Origin of the sequence: Sphingomonas yunnanensis (assembly GCF_019898765.1) — a bacterium.
In the GTDB taxonomy this organism is placed as follows: domain Bacteria; phylum Pseudomonadota; class Alphaproteobacteria; order Sphingomonadales; family Sphingomonadaceae; genus Sphingomonas; species Sphingomonas yunnanensis.
Genome location: NZ_JAIOKB010000004.1, coordinates 54,654 through 71,730, shown reverse-complemented (window position 1 = coordinate 71,730; position 17,077 = coordinate 54,654). Strand labels below are relative to the sequence as shown.

Sequence of the window (17,077 nt, the reverse complement as noted above, 5' to 3'; positions counted from 1 at the left end):
TCAGGCTCCCTCGGGGCGCGGCGCCCCGGGATGATGGTCGGGGGAGGCGTCGTCCGCCCGGGGGTCGGCGCCGTCGATCCGGTCGGGCGTCGCGGCGTGACCGCTATGCCCGAACAGCCGCAGCACGACGACGAAGAACATCGGCACGAAGAAGATCGCCAGCACCGTCGCGGACAGCATGCCGCCCACCACCGCTCGACCGATCGCGTTCTGGCCGCCCGCGCCCGCGCCGGTCGACACCGCCAGCGGCATCACGCCGAAGACGAAGGCAAGGCTGGTCATCAGGATCGGGCGGAGGCGCAGCTTGGCCGCCTCCACCGCCGCGTCGAAGGAGTTCATCCCCTCCGCCATGCGCTCCTCCGCGAACTCGACGATCAGGATCGCGTTCTTGGCGGACACGCCGATCGTGGTGATCAGGCCGACCTGGAGGTAGATGTCCTTGTTCAGCCCGGTCAGCCACGCCGCGAGCACCGCGCCGATGATGCCGAGCGGCACCACCAGCAGCACCGAGATCGGCACCGACCAGCTCTCGTACAGCGCGGCGAGGCAGAGGAAGACGATCAGCAGCGACAGGCCGTACAGCGCCGGCGCCTGCCCGCCCGACAGCCGCTCCTCATAGGAGAGGCCGGTCCATTCCAGCGTCGTGCCCGGGGGCAGCTTGGCGTGGATCTCCTGCAACGCCTCCATGGCGGCGCCGGTACTCTGCCCCGGCCCGGGCGAGCCCTGCAGCTGCATCGCCGGCTGCCCGTTGTAGCGGGTCAGCGAGACGGGCGCGTTAGCCCATTCCAGCGTCGAGAAGGCGGTGAACGGCGCCATCTGCCCGTTCGCGCCGCGGACATACAGCTCGCCGACATCCTCGGGCGCCATGCGGTACGGCCCGTCATTCTGGACGTACACGCGCTTCACGCGACCGCGGTCGATGAAGTCGTTGATATAGCCGCCTCCCCACGCGGTCGCGATGGTGCTGTTGACGTCGGCGAGGTCGAGCCCAAGCGCGCGCGCCTTGTCCTCGTCGATCTTCACCTTGAGCTGCGGGGCGTCCTCCAGGCTCAGCGGGCGCACCTGGGCGAGCCGCGGGTCCTGCGATGCCATGCCGAGCATCATGTTGCGGATCTGCGTCAGCTTCTCGTGCCCGACGCCGCCGGTATCGACCAGCTGCACGTCGAAGCCGGTGGCGTTGCCGAGCTCCTGCACCGCGGGCGGGATCAGCGCGAAGATCAGGCCGTCCTTATATTGCGAGAACGAGCCCATCGCGCGCCCGACGATCGCCTGGGCGCGATTGTCGCCGCCCGAGCGATCCTCCCACGGCTTGAGGTTGACGAAGACGAGGCCGGTGTTCTGGCCCTGGCCGGCGAAGCTGAAGCCGTTGATCGTGAAGACGCCCTGGACGTTCTTGCCTTCCTGCTTGAGGAAGTGATCGCGGGTCAGCGCCAGCCCCTTCTCGGTGCGCGCGGTGCTCGCGCCCGCCGGGCCCTGCACCAGCGCGAGCACGAAGCCCTGATCCTCGTCGGGCAGGAAGCCCGAGGGCAGCCGAATGAAGACGAGCGCCATGCCGGCGACGATCAGCAGATAGACCAGCAGCGAGCGCTTCCAGTGGCGCGCGGTGCTCTTCACACCACCCTCGTAGCGATGCTGGGCGCGGTCGAAGTTGCGGTTGAACCAGCGGAAGAAGCGCGCGAGCGGGCCGTTGCCCTCCTGCTTGTCCGGATCGTGCGGCTTCAGGATCGTCGCGCAGAGCGCCGGCGTCAGGATCAGCGCGACCAGCACGGAGAGCACCATCGCCGAGACGATCGTGATCGAGAACTGGCGATAGATCACGCCGGTCGAGCCGCCGAAGAAGGCCATCGGCAGGAACACCGCCGAGAGCACCATGCCGATGCCGACCAGCGCGCTGCTGATCTCGTCCATCGACTTGCGCGCGGCTTCCTTGGGGCTGAGATGCTCGGTGACGATCAGGCGCTCGACGTTCTCGACCACGACGATCGCGTCGTCGACCAGAAGGCCGATCGCCAGCACCATGCCGAACAGCGTCAGCGTGTTGATCGTGAAGCCCGCCAGCGCCATCACCGCGAAGGTGCCGAGCAGCACCACCGGCACCGCGATGGTCGGGATCAGCGTCGCGCGCCAGTTCTGCAGGAACAGGAACATGACGAGGAAGACGAGCACCACCGCCTCGATCAGCGTGTGGATCACCTGCTCCACCGACAGCCGCACGAACGGCGTGATGTCGTAGGGATAGATCACCTTGACGTCGGCAGGCAGCGTCTTGCCGATCTCGGCCACTCGCGCCTTGAGCAGGTCGACCGTGTCGAGCGCGTTCGCCCCCGCCGCCAGCCGGACGCCGAAGCCCGACGCCGGCTTGCCGTTATACTGCACGTCGAAGCCGTAATTCTCGGCGCCGATCTCGACCCTGGCGACGTCGCGCAGCCGCACCACCGAGCCGTCGGTGCCGGTCTTCAGCCGGATGGTGCCGAACTGCTCGGGGGTCTGCAATCGCGACTGCACCGAGACGGTCGCGTTGAGCATCTGCTCCTTGGGCGCGGGCTGCGCGCCGATCTGGCCGGCGGAGACCTGTGCGTTCTGCGCCTGCACCGCCGACGTCACGTCGGCCACGGTCAGCGCGTAATTGTTGAGCTTGAGCGGGTCGAGCCAGATGCGCATCGCATATTGCGAGCCGAACACCTGGAGCTCGCCGACGCCGTTGATGCGGCTGACAGGGTCTTGGAACTTGGAGACGACCATGTCGGCGAGGTCGTTGTTGCTGTGCGACCCGTCGGTGGAGACGAGGCCGACGACCGCGAGGAAGCTCGCCGCCGACTTGGTCACCTGGATGCCCTGGCGCTGGACCTCCTGCGGCAGCAGCGGGGTCGCCGCCTGCAACTTGTTCTGGACCTGCACCTGCGCGATGTCGGGGTCGGTGCCCTGCTCGAAGGTCAGCGTGATCGTGACCACGCCCGCCGAGGAGGAGGAAGAGGAGAAATAGCGCAGGTTGTCGATGCCGCGCAGTTGCTGCTCGACGATCTGGGTGGTGGTGCGCTCGAGCGTCTCGGCGTCGGCACCCGGGTAATTGGCGGTGATCGCGACCGCGGGGGGCGCGATCTCGGGAAATTGCGCGATCGGCAGGCTGCGGATCGCGATGATCCCCGCCAGCATCAGCGCCAAGGCGATGACCCACGCGAAGATGGGCCGGTCGATGAAGAAGCGCGACATGCGGCGTTACTTTCCCTGGGCCGGCTGGCCCTGCTGCGACGCGCCCTGCCCGCCACCCTGCTGGCCCGGCGCGCCCTGCCCTGGGGCAGCCTGGGCCGCGTTCGGATTGTACGGCACGGCCTTCACCGGCATGCCCGGGCGCAGCATCATCGCGCCCTCCACCACCACCTTGTCGCCCGGCTTGAGCCCGGCGGTGACCAGCCAGTTCTCGCCGATCGTGCGCGGCGCGGTCAGCGCGCGCGGCTGGAGCTTGCCGTCGGGACCGACGACCAGCACGCTCGGGTTGCCCTTCTCGTCGCGCGTCACCGCGCGCTGCGGCACCAGCAGCGCGTTGGCCTGCGTACCCTCGACCAGCTCGGCGCGGACGTACATGCCCGGGAGCAGCAGCCCACGCGGGTTGGGGAAAAGCGCGCGTATCGTCTGCGTGCCGGTGTTGGGATCGACGCTGACGTCCGCGAACTGGAGCTTGCCCTGGATCGGATAGACCGAGCCGTCCTCGAGCCGCAGCTGAACGCGCGCGGCGCCGCCGCCGCGCGACAGCGCGCCCGCGGCGATCTGCTGGCGCAACCGCAGCAGGTCACCGCTCGACTGGCTGACGTCGACGTAGATCGGGTCGAGCCGCTGGATCGTGGTCAGCGCGGTGGTCTGCCCCGAGCTGACGAGCGCGCCGGTGGTGACGATCGAGCGCCCGATCCGCCCCGAGATGGGCGCGCGGATCGTGGTGCGCGCGAGATCGATCTGGGCGGTTCGCAGCGCCGCCTGCTGCGCGGCGACATCGGCGCGCGCCTGCTCGGCGGAGGTCACCGCGTTCTCGAAATCCTGACGGGCGATGGCGTTGATCTTGACGAGCTCGCCGTAGCGCCGCTGCAAGGCGGCACTCGACGCGATCGCGGCACGCGCGCGTGCCAGTGCGGCGCGGGCGTTCGCCACCTGCGCCTGATAGGGCTGCGGATCGACGCGGTAGAGCGCCTGGCCCTTCTTGACCGAATCGCCTTCAGTGAACAGCCGCGCGGTGACGAGGCCGTTGACCTGCGGGCGCACCTCGGAGGTCTCGTAGGCGCTGGTACGCCCAGGCAGCACATTGGTCAGCGTGACCGACTCGGGCTGCACCGTGACCACGCCGACCTGCGGCGGGGCCGCCTGTCCCTGCTGCTGCGCGCCGCCCTTGGCAGCACCCTGCTCATTCCCGCCGCCGCTGCACGCAGCGAGCGGAACCATCACCAGCGCCGCGAGCGCCAACCCCTGTTTTGCCATGGACTTCTCGTCGAATGTGTGTGAGTGATCGCTCACTCACTTATGCTGCTACTGCGAAGAAGGTGGATCGTCAAGACGAGTATGAACATGATTTCAGAGGGCGATGCGGTGCAGGAGCCGCGCGATCGCAGTGCCAAGGCCAACGCGCGCCGCGCCAAGATCGTTCAGGCCGCGCGGGAACTTTTCGCCGAGAACGGTTTCCACGCCACCGGCATGGCGCGTATCTCGGAACGCTCGGGCGTGCTGGTCGGGCAGATCTACCGCGACTTCGCCAACAAGGAGGCGATCGTCGCCGAGCTGGCGGAGCAGGACCTCGCCGAGTTCCTCGGCGGTGACGAGCTCTGCCCCGGCGCCTGCGTGGTCGATCGTGCCGCGGTGCGCGCCTGGGTCGAACGCTTCATCACCTGCGCCGACATGCCGGACGAGCGGCTCGTCTCCGAGATCATCGCGGAGACCACCCGTAACCCGCGCCTCGCCGCGATCTTCCGCTCGGTCGACGAGCGGCTACGCGAGCGGCTGATCCAGGCGCTGAGCGCGATCGTGCCGCAACCTAGCGCGGCCGAGCCGCTGCGCTGCCTCGCCGAGTCGATCCTCGTCGTCTCGGCGGGAATCTTCCAGCGCCGCGTGGTGAAGAAGCAGGAGACGCCGGCCGCGGTCATGGCGCTGCTGATGGACTTCGTCGACCGCGAGATCGACCGTCTCGCCGCGCAGGACTGATCGCCGCCGACTACGACCCCGAGGCGGTTGCGGCCATGCCGCCCTCGCGGCTAAATGTCCGAGCAATTTCAGGGGGGTTTGCGTTTGTTGTCGAAGCCGACGAAGCTCGCGGACATAGCGGCGCTCGCGGGCGTGTCGACCGCCACGGTGTCGCGCGCGCTGTCGGGTCACCCGTCGGTGAGCAAGGCGACGCAGGCGCGGATCCAGGCGCTGGCGCGCGAGCACGACGTCCGGCCCAACCAACTCGCGCGCAACCTGCGGCTGCGCAGCACCGGCGCGATCGGCCTGGCGATGCCGCTGGGACACGCGCGCACGCAGCATCTGACCGACCCCTTCTTCCTCTCGCTGCTCGGCTACATCGCTGACCTGCTGGTCGATCGCGGCTATGACGTGCTGCTGTCGCGCGTGCTGCCGGAGAACGGCGACTGGCTCGATCGGCTGGTCGACGCCGGGCGGGTCGACGGGCTGCTACTCGTCGGCCAGTCCGACCAATATGAGACGATCGAACGGGTCGCGTCGCGCTACGGGCCGCTCGTCGCCTGGGGCGTCCACCGCGACGGGCAGCGTCATCTCGCGATCGGCTCGGACAATGTCGCTGGCGGGCGGCTGGCGGCGGAGCATCTGCTCGAGCGCGGTCGCCGCCGGCTGCTCTTCGTCGGCGACCCCGCCCCACCCGAATTCGGCGATCGCTTCGCCGGCTTCGCCGCGGCCGCGCGCGCGGCCGGGGTGCGCGCCGAGGTGCTCGCCACCGCGATGGACCCGGATCGCGTCCACGCCGCGATGCGGACCCGACTCGCGGTCGGCACCTTGCCGGACGCGATCTTCGCCGCCTCGGACGTCGCCGCGATGAGCGTGCTGCGTGCCGTGAGCGAGGCCGGACTGGACGTGCCGCGCGAGGTGGCGGTCATCGGCTACGACGACGTCACGCTCGCCGCGCACACCTCACCGCCGCTGACGACCATTCGCCAGGACCTCGCCCGCGGCGCGGCGCTGATGGTGGAGCGGCTGCTCGCGCGCGTCGCGGGGGAACCGGCGGAGCACGCGGTGATCGCGCCCGAGCTGGTGGTGCGCGCCTCGACCTGAGCCAATACCGCGGGGTGAACGCCTCGTCCACAACGTGAACCCTGGAGAACAAGCCCCCAACCTGCTGCCGCAATCGATTGCAAAATTTGTTGCAATCGATTGCGATAACGTGCATTAGCTCGCCATCGGGTCGCAGAGACGACCGACAGGCCCGCTGGGGAGGATATCATGATCGCGCGTTACCGCCTGCTCGCCGGGATACCGGCGCTGTTGCTCGCCACTGCTGCCCAGGCGCAGACAACCGCCCCCGCTACCGGGACGGCGGACCAGACTAGCGACACACCGGCGCCCGCCGAGGACATCGTCGTCACCGGCGTCGCGCAGGGGCGTAACCGGCTCGACACCTCGGTGTCGGTCAGCTCGCTCGACGCCGACCTCACCAGCAAGATCCCGCCGCGCAACACCGCCGAGATCCTGCGCAACCTGCCCGGTGTGCGCGTCGAGGCGTCGGGCGGCGAGGGCAACGCCAATATCGCCGTGCGCGGCCTGCCGGTCGCCTCGGGCGGCTCCAAGTTCCTCCAGCTCCAGGAAGACGGCCTGCCCGTCCTCGAGTTCGGCGACATCATTTTCGGCAACGCCGACATCTTCATCCGCAACGACCTGTCGCTCGCGCGCATCGAGTCGGTGCGCGGCGGCTCCGCCTCCACCTTCGCCAGCAACTCGCCCGGCGGCATCATCAACTTCATCTCGAAGACGGGCGAGCAGGAGGGTGGCTCATTCCAGCTGTCGTCCGGCATCGACTATCGCGAGTATCGCGCCGACTTCGCCTATGGCGGCCGGATCGACGCCAACACGCGCTACGAGCTGAGCGGCTTCTACCGCCTCGGCGACGGTCCGCGCGACGTCGGCTATGACGCGATGCGCGGCGGCCAGATCAAGGCGAACATCACGCGCGAGTTCGACGGCGGCTACATCCGCCTGTACGGCAAGTATCTCGACGACCGCAGCATCGCCTATCTTCCCAACCCGGTGCGCGTGAGCGGCAGCGGTGGCGACCCGAGCTACAGCAACGTGCCCGGCTTCTCGATCAACCAGGACACGCTGCACAGCCGCTACATCGGCTCGGTGCTGACGCTGGACGGCGACAACGATCCCGTGCGCCGCAACATCGGCGACGGCATGCACCCCGACGTCAAGTCGGTCGGCTTCGAGGGCCAGTTCGAGATCGCGGACGGCTGGAACGTGACCGAGAGGTTCCGCTACTCGGACATCTCGGGCGACTTCGTCTCTCCCTTCCCCGCCGCGGTGGGGGACGCGCAGACCGCGGCCAACGCGCTCGCCGGACCTAACGCGCAGCTCTACTACGCGAGCGGGCCGCTCTCCGGTCAGCGTATCGCCAGCCCGTCGACGCTCGGCGGCAACGGCCTGCTCGCCAGCGTGGTGCTGTTCGACGTCGACCTGAAGAGCCTCAACAACATCACCAACGACCTGCGCGTCAACGGCAAGGTCGATCTCGGGGGCGGCGCGGTGACGCTCGCGGCGGGCATCTACAACTCGCGCCAGGACATCGTCACCGACTGGCTGTGGACCAGCTTCTACCAGACCGTGCAGGGCGACGGCCGATCGGTGCTGGTCGACGTGCGTGACTCGAGCGGCGTGGCGCGTACCGCGGGGGGCACGCTCTACTCGTCGTCCTTCTTCGGCAATTGCTGCCGCCGCAGCTACGACATGCGCTACACCACCAACGCGCCGTTCGCGCAGCTCGGCTTCGAGCTCGGCCGGCTCAACGTCGACGGCTCGCTGCGCTACGATTTCGGCAGCGCGAAGGGCAGCATCGCGGGCGACCTGCCCGGCGCCACCACGACGCGCGCGCAGGACATCGACGGCGACGGCTTCCTCTCAGCGGCCGAGCAGGCGGTGGCGTTCATCCCCGCCAACCGCACGCCGGTCGACTATACCTACCGCTACCTCTCCTACTCGGCCGGCATCAACTATCGGCTGAGCGACACGCTCGCGGCGTTCGCGCGCTACAGCCGCGGCGGCCGCGTCAACGCCGACCGGCTGCTGTTCGGCCCGCAGATCGACACCACTACCGGCGGGCTGGTCGCGGGCGCCAAGCCGTATGACTTCGTCAAGCAGGCGGAGGGCGGGCTGAAGTTCTCGACCGGACCGCTGGCGCTCTACGCCACCGTGTTCAACGCGCGCACGCAGGAGACCAACTACCTGCTGTCGCAGCAGCAGTTCACCAGCCGCGACTATGAGGCGACCGGCGTCGAGCTGGAGGGCCGCTTCCGCGCGGGCCCCTTCTCGCTGACCGCGGCGGGGACCTATACGGACGCCAAGATCAAGCGCGACGCCACCGACGCGACGCTCGACGGCAACCGCCCGCAGCGCCAGGCCGCGTTCGTCTACCAGGCGACGCCGCAGCTCGACTTCGGTCGGGTGAGCTTCGGCGCCAACGTGATCGGCACCACCTCGAGCTACACCCAGCCGATCAACGACCTGAAGATGCCCGCCTACACCCAGGTCAACGGCTTCCTGCTGGTGCGCGCGGCCGAGAACGTCAGCTTCAACCTCAACGCCAACAACATCTTCGACGTAAAGGGCATCACCGAGGCCGAGGACGCGAGCATCCCCGCCAACGGGCTGGTGCGCGCGCGCTCGATCAACGGGCGCACCATCGCCGCCTCGGTCCGCTTCGATTTCTGACGCGCGGCGTGGCGGCGGCACCCGGCGCGTCTATGGTGCGCGATGTGACTGGGAGGATGACGATGGAGGAGCGGCTCGCCGCGATCGCACCGCGGCTGCGGCGGCAGCTCGACCGGCTCTACGGCGCGCAGGGTGACACCGACGCGCTATGGGCCGCGACCGAGACGCTGCTGCGCGAGCGCCACGCCGAGCGGCCCGAGGCGCTGCGCGAGCTCGACGCGGCGCGGCTGGCCGATCCCGATTGGTTCGTCCGCCCCGACATGCTGGGCTATTCCACCTACGTCGACCGCTACGCCGGCACGGTGGCGGGTCTGGCCGGGCGGGTCGACCATCTCGAGGCGCTCGGCGTGCGCTACCTCCACCTCCTCGCGCTGCTCAAGGCGCGCGAAGGCGACAGCGACGGGGGCTTCGCGGTCTCGGACTATCTCGCGGTCGAGCCGCGGCTCGGCACGATCGACGAGGTCGGGGCGCTCACCGAGCGGCTGCGCGAGGCGCGGATCAGCCTGTGCGTCGATCTCGCGCTCAACCACACCGCCGACGACCATCTCTGGGCCAAAGCGGCAAAGGCCGGAGATCCCTTCTACCGCGACTTCTACATCACCGTCGACGCCGCCGAGGCCGCGGCACGCGACCTTGAGCTGCCGCAGGTCTTTCCCGCCACCGCGCCGGGCAACTTCACGCTCGTGCCGGAGATGGGCGGCCAGGTCTGGACCACCTTCTACCCCTTCCAATGGGACCTGAACTGGCGCAACCCGCAGGTCTTCCTGGCGATGTTGGACGTCGCGCTGCGGCTCGCCAACAAGGGGTTCGAGGCGTTCCGGCTCGATAGCATCGCCTTCCTGTGGAAGCAGCCGGGCAGCGACTGCCGCAACCTGCCCGAGACTCACTACATCGTCCGCGCGCTGCGCGCCGCGCTCGACATCGCCGCGCCCGCGACCCTGCTCAAGGCGGAGGCGATCGTGCCCACGGCGTTCGTGCCGCCCTATTTCGGACTGGACGAGGGCGAGGGATTCGAGCCGGAGTGCCACCTCGTCTACAACAACTCGCTGATGGTGGCGGGCTGGGTCGGCCTCGCGGAGCAGTCGGCGGCGCTGCCGGCGGCGATCATCGGCGCGAGCGGCGGGCTGCCGCGCGGCGCCAACTGGCTGAGCTACGCGCGCTGCCACGACGACATTGGCTGGGGCTCCGTGCTGGGCGACCTGCGCGCGATCGATCCCGCGCCCGAGCGGCGGCTCGCCGCGGCGGCGCACTTTCTCGAGGGCGCGGACGGCGGCTGGGGCCGCGGTGCGCCGTTCCAGACCGATGGCGCGGTGCTCCACGGCAGCAACGGCACGATGGCCTCGTTCGCCGGGCTCGAGGCGGCGCGCGACGACGAGGAGCGTGAGGCGGCTTACCGGCGCATCGCGCTCCTCAATGCGCTGGCGATCGCGAGCGGCGGGCTGGCGACGACCTACATGGGTGACGAGCTCGGGCTGCTCAACGATTATGCCTATCGCGGCGACCTGGAACGCGCCCACGAGGGTCGCTGGCTGCACCGGCCCGAGATGGACTGGGACGCCGTCGACGGCGCGGCGGCGCAGCGGATCAGCGGCGATCTGTGTTCGCTCCGCGCGGCGCGGGTGGCGAGTGGCGGCGCGGGAGCACCGGCGCTGATCGAGACGAGCGTTCCGGCGCTGCTCGGCGTGCGATGCGGGAGGGACCGCGTGTTCCTCAACTTCGGCGCGGCGCCCGTCGCTCTCGCCTCGGCCGGCCGCGATCGGTTGACCGGCACATTCTCCGACACTGCGCCGGGCTGGGGCATGGTCTGGCTGGAGGGAGAGCGATGATGGCGACGACAGGGGCCGCACCGGGCGCGTCGCGCCCCCGCCTGTCGCTCGCGCGAATCGTCGAGATGAACTTCGGCTTCCTCGGCCTGCAATTCTCGTTCGGGCTGCAGCAGGCCAATATGGCGCCGATCTACGGCTATCTCGGCGCCGACGAGGCGACGCTGCCGCTGCTGTGGCTCGCCGGACCCGTCACCGGTCTGCTCGTCCAGCCGCTGATCGGGGCGATGAGCGACCGGACCAACTCGCGCCTCGGCCGTCGCACGCCTTACTTTCTCGTCGGCGCGGTGCTGTGTAGCCTGTGCCTGTTCGCGATGCCGTACAGCCGCGCTTTGTGGATGGCCGCGAGCCTGTTGTGGGTGCTCGACGCCGCCAATAACGTGACGATGGAGCCGTATCGCGCCTATGTCGGCGACCGGCTCGCGCCCGACCAGCGGCCGACCGGCTTCCTCACGCAGTCGGCCTTCACCGGGCTGGCGCAGACGCTCTCCTATCTCGCGCCCAGCCTGTTGGTCTGGTTCGGGCTGAACAAGGACGCGGTCGACGCCAACGGCATCCCCGACATCACTCGCATCGCTTTCGTGATCGGCGCGGTGCTGTCGCTGTCGACGATCCTCTGGTCGGTCTGGCGGGTCCCGGAGCTACCGCTGCCATGCGAGGAACGCGCGCGACTCGACGCCGAGCCGCTGACCCTGCGCTCCGCCCTCGCCGATCTCCGCACCGCGCTGGTCGAGATGCCGCGCCCGATGCGCGAGCTCGCGCTGGCGATGCTGTGCCAGTGGTACGCCATGTTCGCCTACTGGCAGTTCATCGCCTTCGCGCTGGCGCGCTCGCTCCACGGCACCGCCGACGCGACCAGCCAGGCGTTCCGCGACACTACGCTGACCGTCGGGCAGCTCGGCGCCTTCTACAACGCGGTCGCCTTCGTCGCTGCCCTCGCGTTGATGCCGCTGGCGCGGCGACACGGCGCGAAGCGGGTCCATGCCTGCTGTCTCGCCGCCTCGGGCGCGGCGATGCTGGCGATCCCCGCGATCGGGCAGGAGACGTGGCTCTACGTCGCGATGGTCGGGATCGGGATCGGCTGGGCCGGGATGATGGGCAACCCCTATGTGATGCTCACCGACATGATCCCGCCCGAGCGCAACGGCGTCTACATGGGGATCTTCAACATGTTCATCGTCATCCCGATGATGATCGAGAGCCTGTCTATACCGCTGTTCTACCACAATCTGCTCGGCGGCGACGCCCGCGCGGTGCTGCTGCTCGCCGGTACGCTGATGCTGCTCGGCGCGGTGGCGACGGTGATGGTGGGACGCGAACGCCGCACCGCGGTGTAGCGACGCGGTCACCGCTAGGCGCCGATCCAGGCGTTGCGCCCCACGTGATAATATATCATTGGCGATGTCATGCTCCAGCTGACCGCCTCTCCCCCGCCACAGGATACATCACGTGCGGCGGCGAACCGTCGGCTCGACTCGATTGATGCCCTGCGCGGGCTGGCCATGCTGCTGATGCTGGCGGATCACACGCGCGAGTATTTCTTCCTCAGCGCGCCGGTCAGCGACCCGATGGACCTGCGCGCCGCGACGCCCGGCCTCGTCGCCGCGCGGCTCGCTGCGCACCTGTGCGCGCCCGTCTTCGTCGCGCTCGCCGGCATCTCGGCGTGGCTCTACGGCGCGGCGAGACCGCGCGCGGCGGCCGCGCGCTTCCTGATCGAGCGCGGGCTGTTCCTGCTGCTGCTCGAGCTGACCCTGGTCGGCTTCGCCTGGAGCTTCTCCCTCTCCCCGACGATGATCTACCTGCAGGTGATCTGGGCGATCGGCTGGTCGATGATCGCGCTGGCGGGACTGCTCTGGCTGCCGCGCGCGGCGGTGGTCGCGGCGGCGGTCGTGCTGGTTGCAGGGCATAACCTGCTCGATCCGGTGCGGCTCGCCGCCGACCATCCGCTGCATCCTCTGTGGGCGATCCTCCACCAGCGCGACCTGATCGCACTGGGCGGCGGAGTGACCGCGCGGACCTCCTATCCGGTGCTGCCGTGGATCGGGGTGATCGCGCTCGGCTACGCGGTCGGCCCGTGGTTCCAGGCATCCCCGGCGTCGCGGCGACGCGCCCTGTCGGCGACGGGCGCGCTCCTGCTGCTGGGCTTCGTGCTGCTGCGCGCGATCAATCGCTACGGTGACCCAGTGCCGTGGCAGGCGGGCACGTCGCCGCTACCAACGCTGCTGTCCTTCCTCAACCTGACCAAATACCCGCCCTCGCTCGGCTTCCTTCTCGCGACCCTGGGCCTGGGCGCGCTGCTGCTCGCCGGCCTCGAGCAGCGCGCGCCGCGCTGGCTGACGGTGCTGGGAAGCGCGCCGATGTTCTTCTACCTGCTCCACCTCTACGCCCTGCACCTGTTGGCGGTCGCCGCGGGCGGGCGCGAGCTGCCGACGATCGGCCACGTCTGGCTGCTCGCCGCCGTGGTGGCGCCGCCTCTCTGGTGGGCGACGCGCTGGTTCGCCGGCGTGAAGCGGCGTAGCGCCAGCCGCTGGCTGCGGTTCTTCTGACGCCGTAGCGCCCGAAGCTACTGGCGCCGTGCGTCGGGCAGCACCCGATCGATCCAGCCGCCGAGACGACCGTGTGACCAGGCGAGCGCGCGATAGAAGGACAGCACCGGCCGCGCCCACCGCAGGTAGAGCCCGGGAGCCCCGGTCCGCGCCGACAGCCACGCCAGCCGGTGGCTCCAGCGCGCGATGCCGCCGCGCGTGCGATACACCAGGCGGCGGCGCAGCGGCAGCGCGCGGGCGGCGGGCGCGACGCGCTTGCGCTTGGCCACGCCGCCGCGCCAGCGCCGCCACGTCAGCCGGTAGGCCAGCCCCTCGCGGCGGTGGCGGAACCCGGCCGCCTGCGTGGCCTCAACGAAGGCCGCGTCGACCTCCTCCAGCGCGAGCCGCCCTTCGGCCGCCGCGGCGCGGATGAGCCCGTCGATCAGCGGCGTACGCGCCACCACCACGTTGGTGCCGCGGCCGTCGGACGAGTAGGGCTCGACCCAGGCATCACCGAAGGCGACATCGGTGGTCTCGGCGACAACGTCGTCGCACATGTCACACGCGCTATTCTGGAAAAACCCCGCACCCCAGTCACCGTCGGCGAGATGCCACCAGTCCTCGGCGCGCGCGCTGCCATCGTCGAGCGTCAGGTGCGCGCGATACCAGTTCGCCGGTCGCCCGGCGTCCTTGATGCGATAGTCGACCGCGCGCACGCGCGCCAACGGCGTATCCAGCTGCCAGGCGAAGCTGTCGACCAACCGCGCGCTCTTCTGATGCCCACAGAACAGCCCGAGCACGTGCGGCACGCGCTCGCGCAGCACCGGGTCGCGCGCCCGCTCCAGCTGGATCATCTTGGCGAAGCACGGCACCGCGACGATCGCGTAGCGCCCCGGCGTGGCGCGGATCTCTCGCAGCACCGCGGAGAGCTCGACCGGAAAATAACGTGACTTGGCGCCCGTCAGCAACGATCCCGCGTCGCGCGACAGGCGATAGGCGAAGTATCGCCCGTCCTCCTGCGGCGCCGCGACCGGGGCGACATGCGCGACCGCGTCGATCGCGCCGGTGCGCAGTAGCTCGGCGGCGACCCAGCTCACCATGCCGCCCGAACTGCCCGACTCGCGCCATGCCCCCTCGGCGACATGGCCGACCCAGGTCGATTCATGGCGGCCGAGCAGGGGTGTCGCGCGAGGCGCGGTGGGGAAGCGCTCAGCGGCGATCATGTCCTCGTCGCGCGCGTCGGGCGAGAAGGGGCAGCGCTGCGCGAACTCCTCGCTCGGCGCGGCAGCGAAGGCGCCATCGGGCTTCCACGTGCCGTAGCGATCCCATGCCATCCCGCCGACGGGGGAGTCCGCCGCGCACCCGCCGCAGCCGATACACAGCCCCGAACGCACCACGTCGCGTGGCGAGAGCGGCTCAGCCAAGCGCGTGGCGCAGATAAGCGAGCGACTCGGCGCGCAGGTCGTCGATACGCTCGTAGACCGCGGAAGCGGGCGGCGCGCCGAGCAGCGCGTCGTAGTCGGCGCTCTCCAGCTCGGGCGAGACGATGTGCCGGCGCGCGTCGAGCGCCGCGGCGAGGTCGCGCACCTTGTTGAAGCGATAGGGCGACGGCGCGGTGACGAACGGCGTCCGATTGTTGAGCGCGAAGACGCAGCCGTGGAAGAAGTTGGTCACCAGCGCGCTGGCGTTCGCCGCGCGTTGCGCGAACTCCTCGGGGCCGGCGGCGATGTCCTGCTCGTCGGCCCAGTCGTTGCGATAGCCGATGCTGACCAGTCGAACCCCGCTGCGCCGGCTCCATTCGCGCATCTGGCGCTGGAGCCACTCCGGAAAGCCGTGGCCATAGACCAAGGCATAGCCGCCCTTGCCTGTCGGCGGAGCGGCTGCGTGGACGCGATCGCCGAACTGGAGCACGGGATCGAGCACCAGCGGCGGGGTCGCGCCCAGCGCGGTCTGCACGAGTGCGCGCGAGTTGGCGTCGCGCACCGATACCGCGGTGAAGCGGCGCAGCTTGGCGGCCCAATCGTCCGAGATGCCGTCGGCGGCGTCATGGTTGCCGAAGCTGGCGGCATAGGAGACCAGCCGCGGCGCACTCAGCCCCTCGCCGAAGAAGATCGGTGCGCCGCCGTACCAGGGGTGACGGAAGTTCCACACCTCGTCACTGCCGACGACGATCGCGTCATAGCCGCTGGTGTCCGGCCGATGCAGCGGGAAGCGCGGCGACTGCGGCAGGCGATCGAAGGCCGCGACGAACTTGCGCCCCTTGACCTTGTAGGCGGGCAGGTCGGCGCGGCGGGTACGCTCGGGCAAGGTCGGCTGGAACGAGCAGCGCCACTCGGCGCGCGCGACCTGATCGCTGTGATGATCGAGCAGCCGCGCGTCATGGCCGAGCGAACGCAATCCCTCCGTCAGGCAGCGCGCCTGCCAGTAGGAGCCATAATTGATGCAGCGGTGGAAGGTCAGGATACCGACCTTGCGCGGTGTGGCAGTCATTGCGGAGATAATCGCTTTCAGGTCGGTGGGTTCCGCTCACAACTCGTCCCCGCTCGCGGGGAGAGGGACGAGCCGCAGGCTGGTGGAAGGGGCTCCCCGCAGGCGGAGCACTCGCGGACAGCCCCTTCCACCACCGGCCTTGCGCCCGGCGATCCCCCTACCCGTGCTGGGGAGGATTTACCCCAACAGCCCGTCCGCCAGCAGCAACAGCATCTTGACGTCCATCGCGACGCCCTGGGTGCGCTTCGCCAGCACGAAGCGCGCCAGCTCGGCGCGTGGGACCAGATGCACCTCGATGTCCTCGTCGGCCTCGCCGCCCCCCGGTCCGACCTTCTCCAGCTGGTGCGCGCGCACCAGCGTGAAGCCCTCGCTGTTCATCCCGGGCGACGAGTAGAAGAAGCCGAGCTCTTCGATCCGCCCCGCGCGATAACCGGTCTCCTCCTCCAGTTCGCGCGCGGCGCCGGCCGCCACCGCCTCGCCCGCGGTCTCGTCGCCGATCAGTCCGGCGGGAAGTTCGAGGCAGCGGCGGCCGAGCGGCACGCGATATTGTTCGACCAGCACGACCCGATCGGCGTCGTCGATCGCGGCGATCACCGCGGCCTGGATACCGTTGCGGCGCGCGACATACTCCCACTGCCCCTGCGTCTTGACCTCGATGTAGCGGCCGGCCCAGGCGGTTTCGGCGGGGGCGTCGGCGTCACGATGCGGCTTGCTCATGGGGGTCTCGCTAAGTGCTGGCGTCGGGAGGCGCCTCTCTAGGTCAGCGGGGCGGGTTGGCGAAGCGACAATCCGGGCTTAACCTGGATCTGCCCGCAACGAGAGCGGCAGGGAGACGAACATGTTGAAGGATTTCAGGGCGTTCATCGCTCGAGGCAATGTGCTCGACCTGGCGGTCGGCGTGATCATCGGCGGTGCCTTCGCCACCATCACCAAGTCGCTGACCGACGACATCATCATGCCGATCGTCGGCGCGATCTTCGGCGGGTTCGACTTCTCGAGCTACTTCGTGAAGCTGGGAACGGTACCCGCGAACTACACCGGCTCGCTGTCGAGCTATGCCCAGCTCAAGGCGGCGGGGGTACCCCTGTTCGGATACGGCGAGTTCATCACGGTCGTGATCAACTTCGTCATCCTGGCCTTCATCGTCTTCCTGCTGATGCGCAGCGTCAACCGCGTGATCGCCGCGGCCGAGCGCGAGAAGAAGGATGGCACCGCCGAGCCCGCCGCCGAGGCGGCCGAGGTCGCGCTGCTGCGCGAGATCCGTGACGAGCTGCGCGCGGGCACAAGCACCCGCACTCCTCCTCCGCTCGTCTGAGCCGGCGTGAG

General features: G+C 69.7%; 12 protein-coding genes. 7 read left to right on the top strand and 5 right to left on the bottom strand.

Features of this window, described 5'->3' with window-relative positions; all coding sequences use genetic code 11:
- Entirely contained in the window at window positions 1–3,210 is a 3,210-nt protein-coding gene (locus tag K7957_RS12450) for an efflux RND transporter permease subunit (RefSeq protein WP_223012339.1), read from the bottom strand.
- A gap of 6 nt (window positions 3,211–3,216) precedes the next feature.
- The gene (locus K7957_RS12445; protein WP_246617056.1) at window positions 3,217–4,464 is read right to left on the bottom strand and encodes an efflux RND transporter periplasmic adaptor subunit; all 1,248 of its coding nucleotides are present in this window, start codon (window positions 4,462–4,464) and stop codon (window positions 3,217–3,219) included.
- 81 nt (window positions 4,465–4,545) lie between these two features.
- On the opposite strand from K7957_RS12445, the gene K7957_RS12440 reads away from it, so the two are divergent.
- From K7957_RS12440 to K7957_RS12415, 6 genes are all read left to right on the top strand, one after another.
- Window positions 4,546–5,181 (top strand): TetR/AcrR family transcriptional regulator, encoded by a 636-nt coding sequence (locus K7957_RS12440; RefSeq protein WP_223012338.1) that lies wholly within the window; start codon window positions 4,546–4,548, stop codon window positions 5,179–5,181.
- 87 nt (window positions 5,182–5,268) lie between these two features.
- Window positions 5,269–6,264, top strand: coding sequence for a LacI family DNA-binding transcriptional regulator (locus K7957_RS12435; protein ID WP_246617055.1), 996 nt, complete (start codon window positions 5,269–5,271; stop codon window positions 6,262–6,264).
- A gap of 168 nt (window positions 6,265–6,432) precedes the next feature.
- A complete protein-coding gene (locus K7957_RS12430) occupies window positions 6,433–8,913 on the top strand; it encodes a TonB-dependent receptor domain-containing protein (RefSeq protein ID WP_223012336.1) in 2,481 nt (826 codons plus the stop codon).
- Between the two features lie 56 nt (window positions 8,914–8,969).
- Window positions 8,970–10,739, top strand: a complete 1,770-nt coding sequence (locus tag K7957_RS12425) for an alpha-amylase family glycosyl hydrolase (protein ID WP_223012335.1) — start codon at window positions 8,970–8,972, stop codon at window positions 10,737–10,739.
- The gene (locus tag K7957_RS12420) at window positions 10,739–12,073 is read left to right on the top strand and encodes an MFS transporter (RefSeq protein WP_223012334.1); all 1,335 of its coding nucleotides are present in this window, start codon (window positions 10,739–10,741) and stop codon (window positions 12,071–12,073) included. Before K7957_RS12425 ends, K7957_RS12420 begins: the two co-directional genes overlap by 1 nt.
- 69 nt (window positions 12,074–12,142) lie before the next feature.
- The gene (locus tag K7957_RS12415) at window positions 12,143–13,282 is read left to right on the top strand and encodes an acetyltransferase domain-containing protein (protein ID WP_223012333.1); all 1,140 of its coding nucleotides are present in this window, start codon (window positions 12,143–12,145) and stop codon (window positions 13,280–13,282) included.
- 17 nt (window positions 13,283–13,299) lie between these two features.
- Here K7957_RS12415 and K7957_RS12410 read toward each other — a convergent pair whose 3' ends face one another.
- The 3 genes from K7957_RS12410 to K7957_RS12400 all read right to left on the bottom strand — a co-directional run bounded on the left by K7957_RS12410 (window position 13,300) and on the right by K7957_RS12400 (window position 16,468).
- Entirely contained in the window at window positions 13,300–14,595 is a 1,296-nt protein-coding gene (locus K7957_RS12410; RefSeq protein WP_223012332.1) for a Coenzyme F420 hydrogenase/dehydrogenase, beta subunit C-terminal domain, read from the bottom strand.
- A gap of 82 nt (window positions 14,596–14,677) precedes the next feature.
- Window positions 14,678–15,751: a polysaccharide pyruvyl transferase family protein gene (locus K7957_RS12405; protein WP_223012331.1), complete on the bottom strand. Its 1,074-nt coding sequence runs from the start codon at window positions 15,749–15,751 to the stop codon at window positions 14,678–14,680.
- 177 nt (window positions 15,752–15,928) lie between these two features.
- A complete protein-coding gene (locus tag K7957_RS12400) occupies window positions 15,929–16,468 on the bottom strand; it encodes an NUDIX hydrolase (RefSeq protein ID WP_223012330.1) in 540 nt (179 codons plus the stop codon).
- A gap of 121 nt (window positions 16,469–16,589) precedes the next feature.
- Here K7957_RS12400 and mscL point away from each other — a divergent pair, with 121 nt between their 5' ends.
- Window positions 16,590–17,066, top strand: a complete 477-nt coding sequence (gene mscL / locus K7957_RS12395; protein ID WP_223012329.1) for a large conductance mechanosensitive channel protein MscL — start codon at window positions 16,590–16,592, stop codon at window positions 17,064–17,066.
- The last annotated feature ends 11 nt before the right edge of the window (window positions 17,067–17,077 follow it).

What these genes read in the sequence shown, in the direction of transcription:
- K7957_RS12450 (WP_223012339.1), bottom strand. Translation starts at nt 3,210, where the DNA reads ATGTCGCGCTTCTTCATCGACCGGCCCATCTTCGCGTGGGTCATCGCC.
- K7957_RS12445 (WP_246617056.1), bottom strand. Translation starts at nt 4,464, where the DNA reads ATGGCAAAACAGGGGTTGGCGCTCGCGGCGCTGGTGATGGTTCCGCTC.
- K7957_RS12440 (WP_223012338.1), top strand. Translation starts at nt 4,546, where the DNA reads ATGAACATGATTTCAGAGGGCGATGCGGTGCAGGAGCCGCGCGATCGC.
- K7957_RS12430 (WP_223012336.1), top strand. Translation starts at nt 6,433, where the DNA reads ATGATCGCGCGTTACCGCCTGCTCGCCGGGATACCGGCGCTGTTGCTC.
- K7957_RS12425 (WP_223012335.1), top strand. Translation starts at nt 8,970, where the DNA reads ATGACGATGGAGGAGCGGCTCGCCGCGATCGCACCGCGGCTGCGGCGG.
- K7957_RS12420 (WP_223012334.1), top strand. Translation starts at nt 10,739, where the DNA reads ATGGCGACGACAGGGGCCGCACCGGGCGCGTCGCGCCCCCGCCTGTCG.
- K7957_RS12415 (WP_223012333.1), top strand. Translation starts at nt 12,143, where the DNA reads ATGCTCCAGCTGACCGCCTCTCCCCCGCCACAGGATACATCACGTGCG.
- K7957_RS12410 (WP_223012332.1), bottom strand. Translation starts at nt 14,595, where the DNA reads ATGGCATGGGATCGCTACGGCACGTGGAAGCCCGATGGCGCCTTCGCT.
- K7957_RS12405 (WP_223012331.1), bottom strand. Translation starts at nt 15,751, where the DNA reads ATGACTGCCACACCGCGCAAGGTCGGTATCCTGACCTTCCACCGCTGC.
- K7957_RS12400 (WP_223012330.1), bottom strand. Translation starts at nt 16,468, where the DNA reads ATGAGCAAGCCGCATCGTGACGCCGACGCCCCCGCCGAAACCGCCTGG.
- mscL (WP_223012329.1), top strand. Translation starts at nt 16,590, where the DNA reads ATGTTGAAGGATTTCAGGGCGTTCATCGCTCGAGGCAATGTGCTCGAC.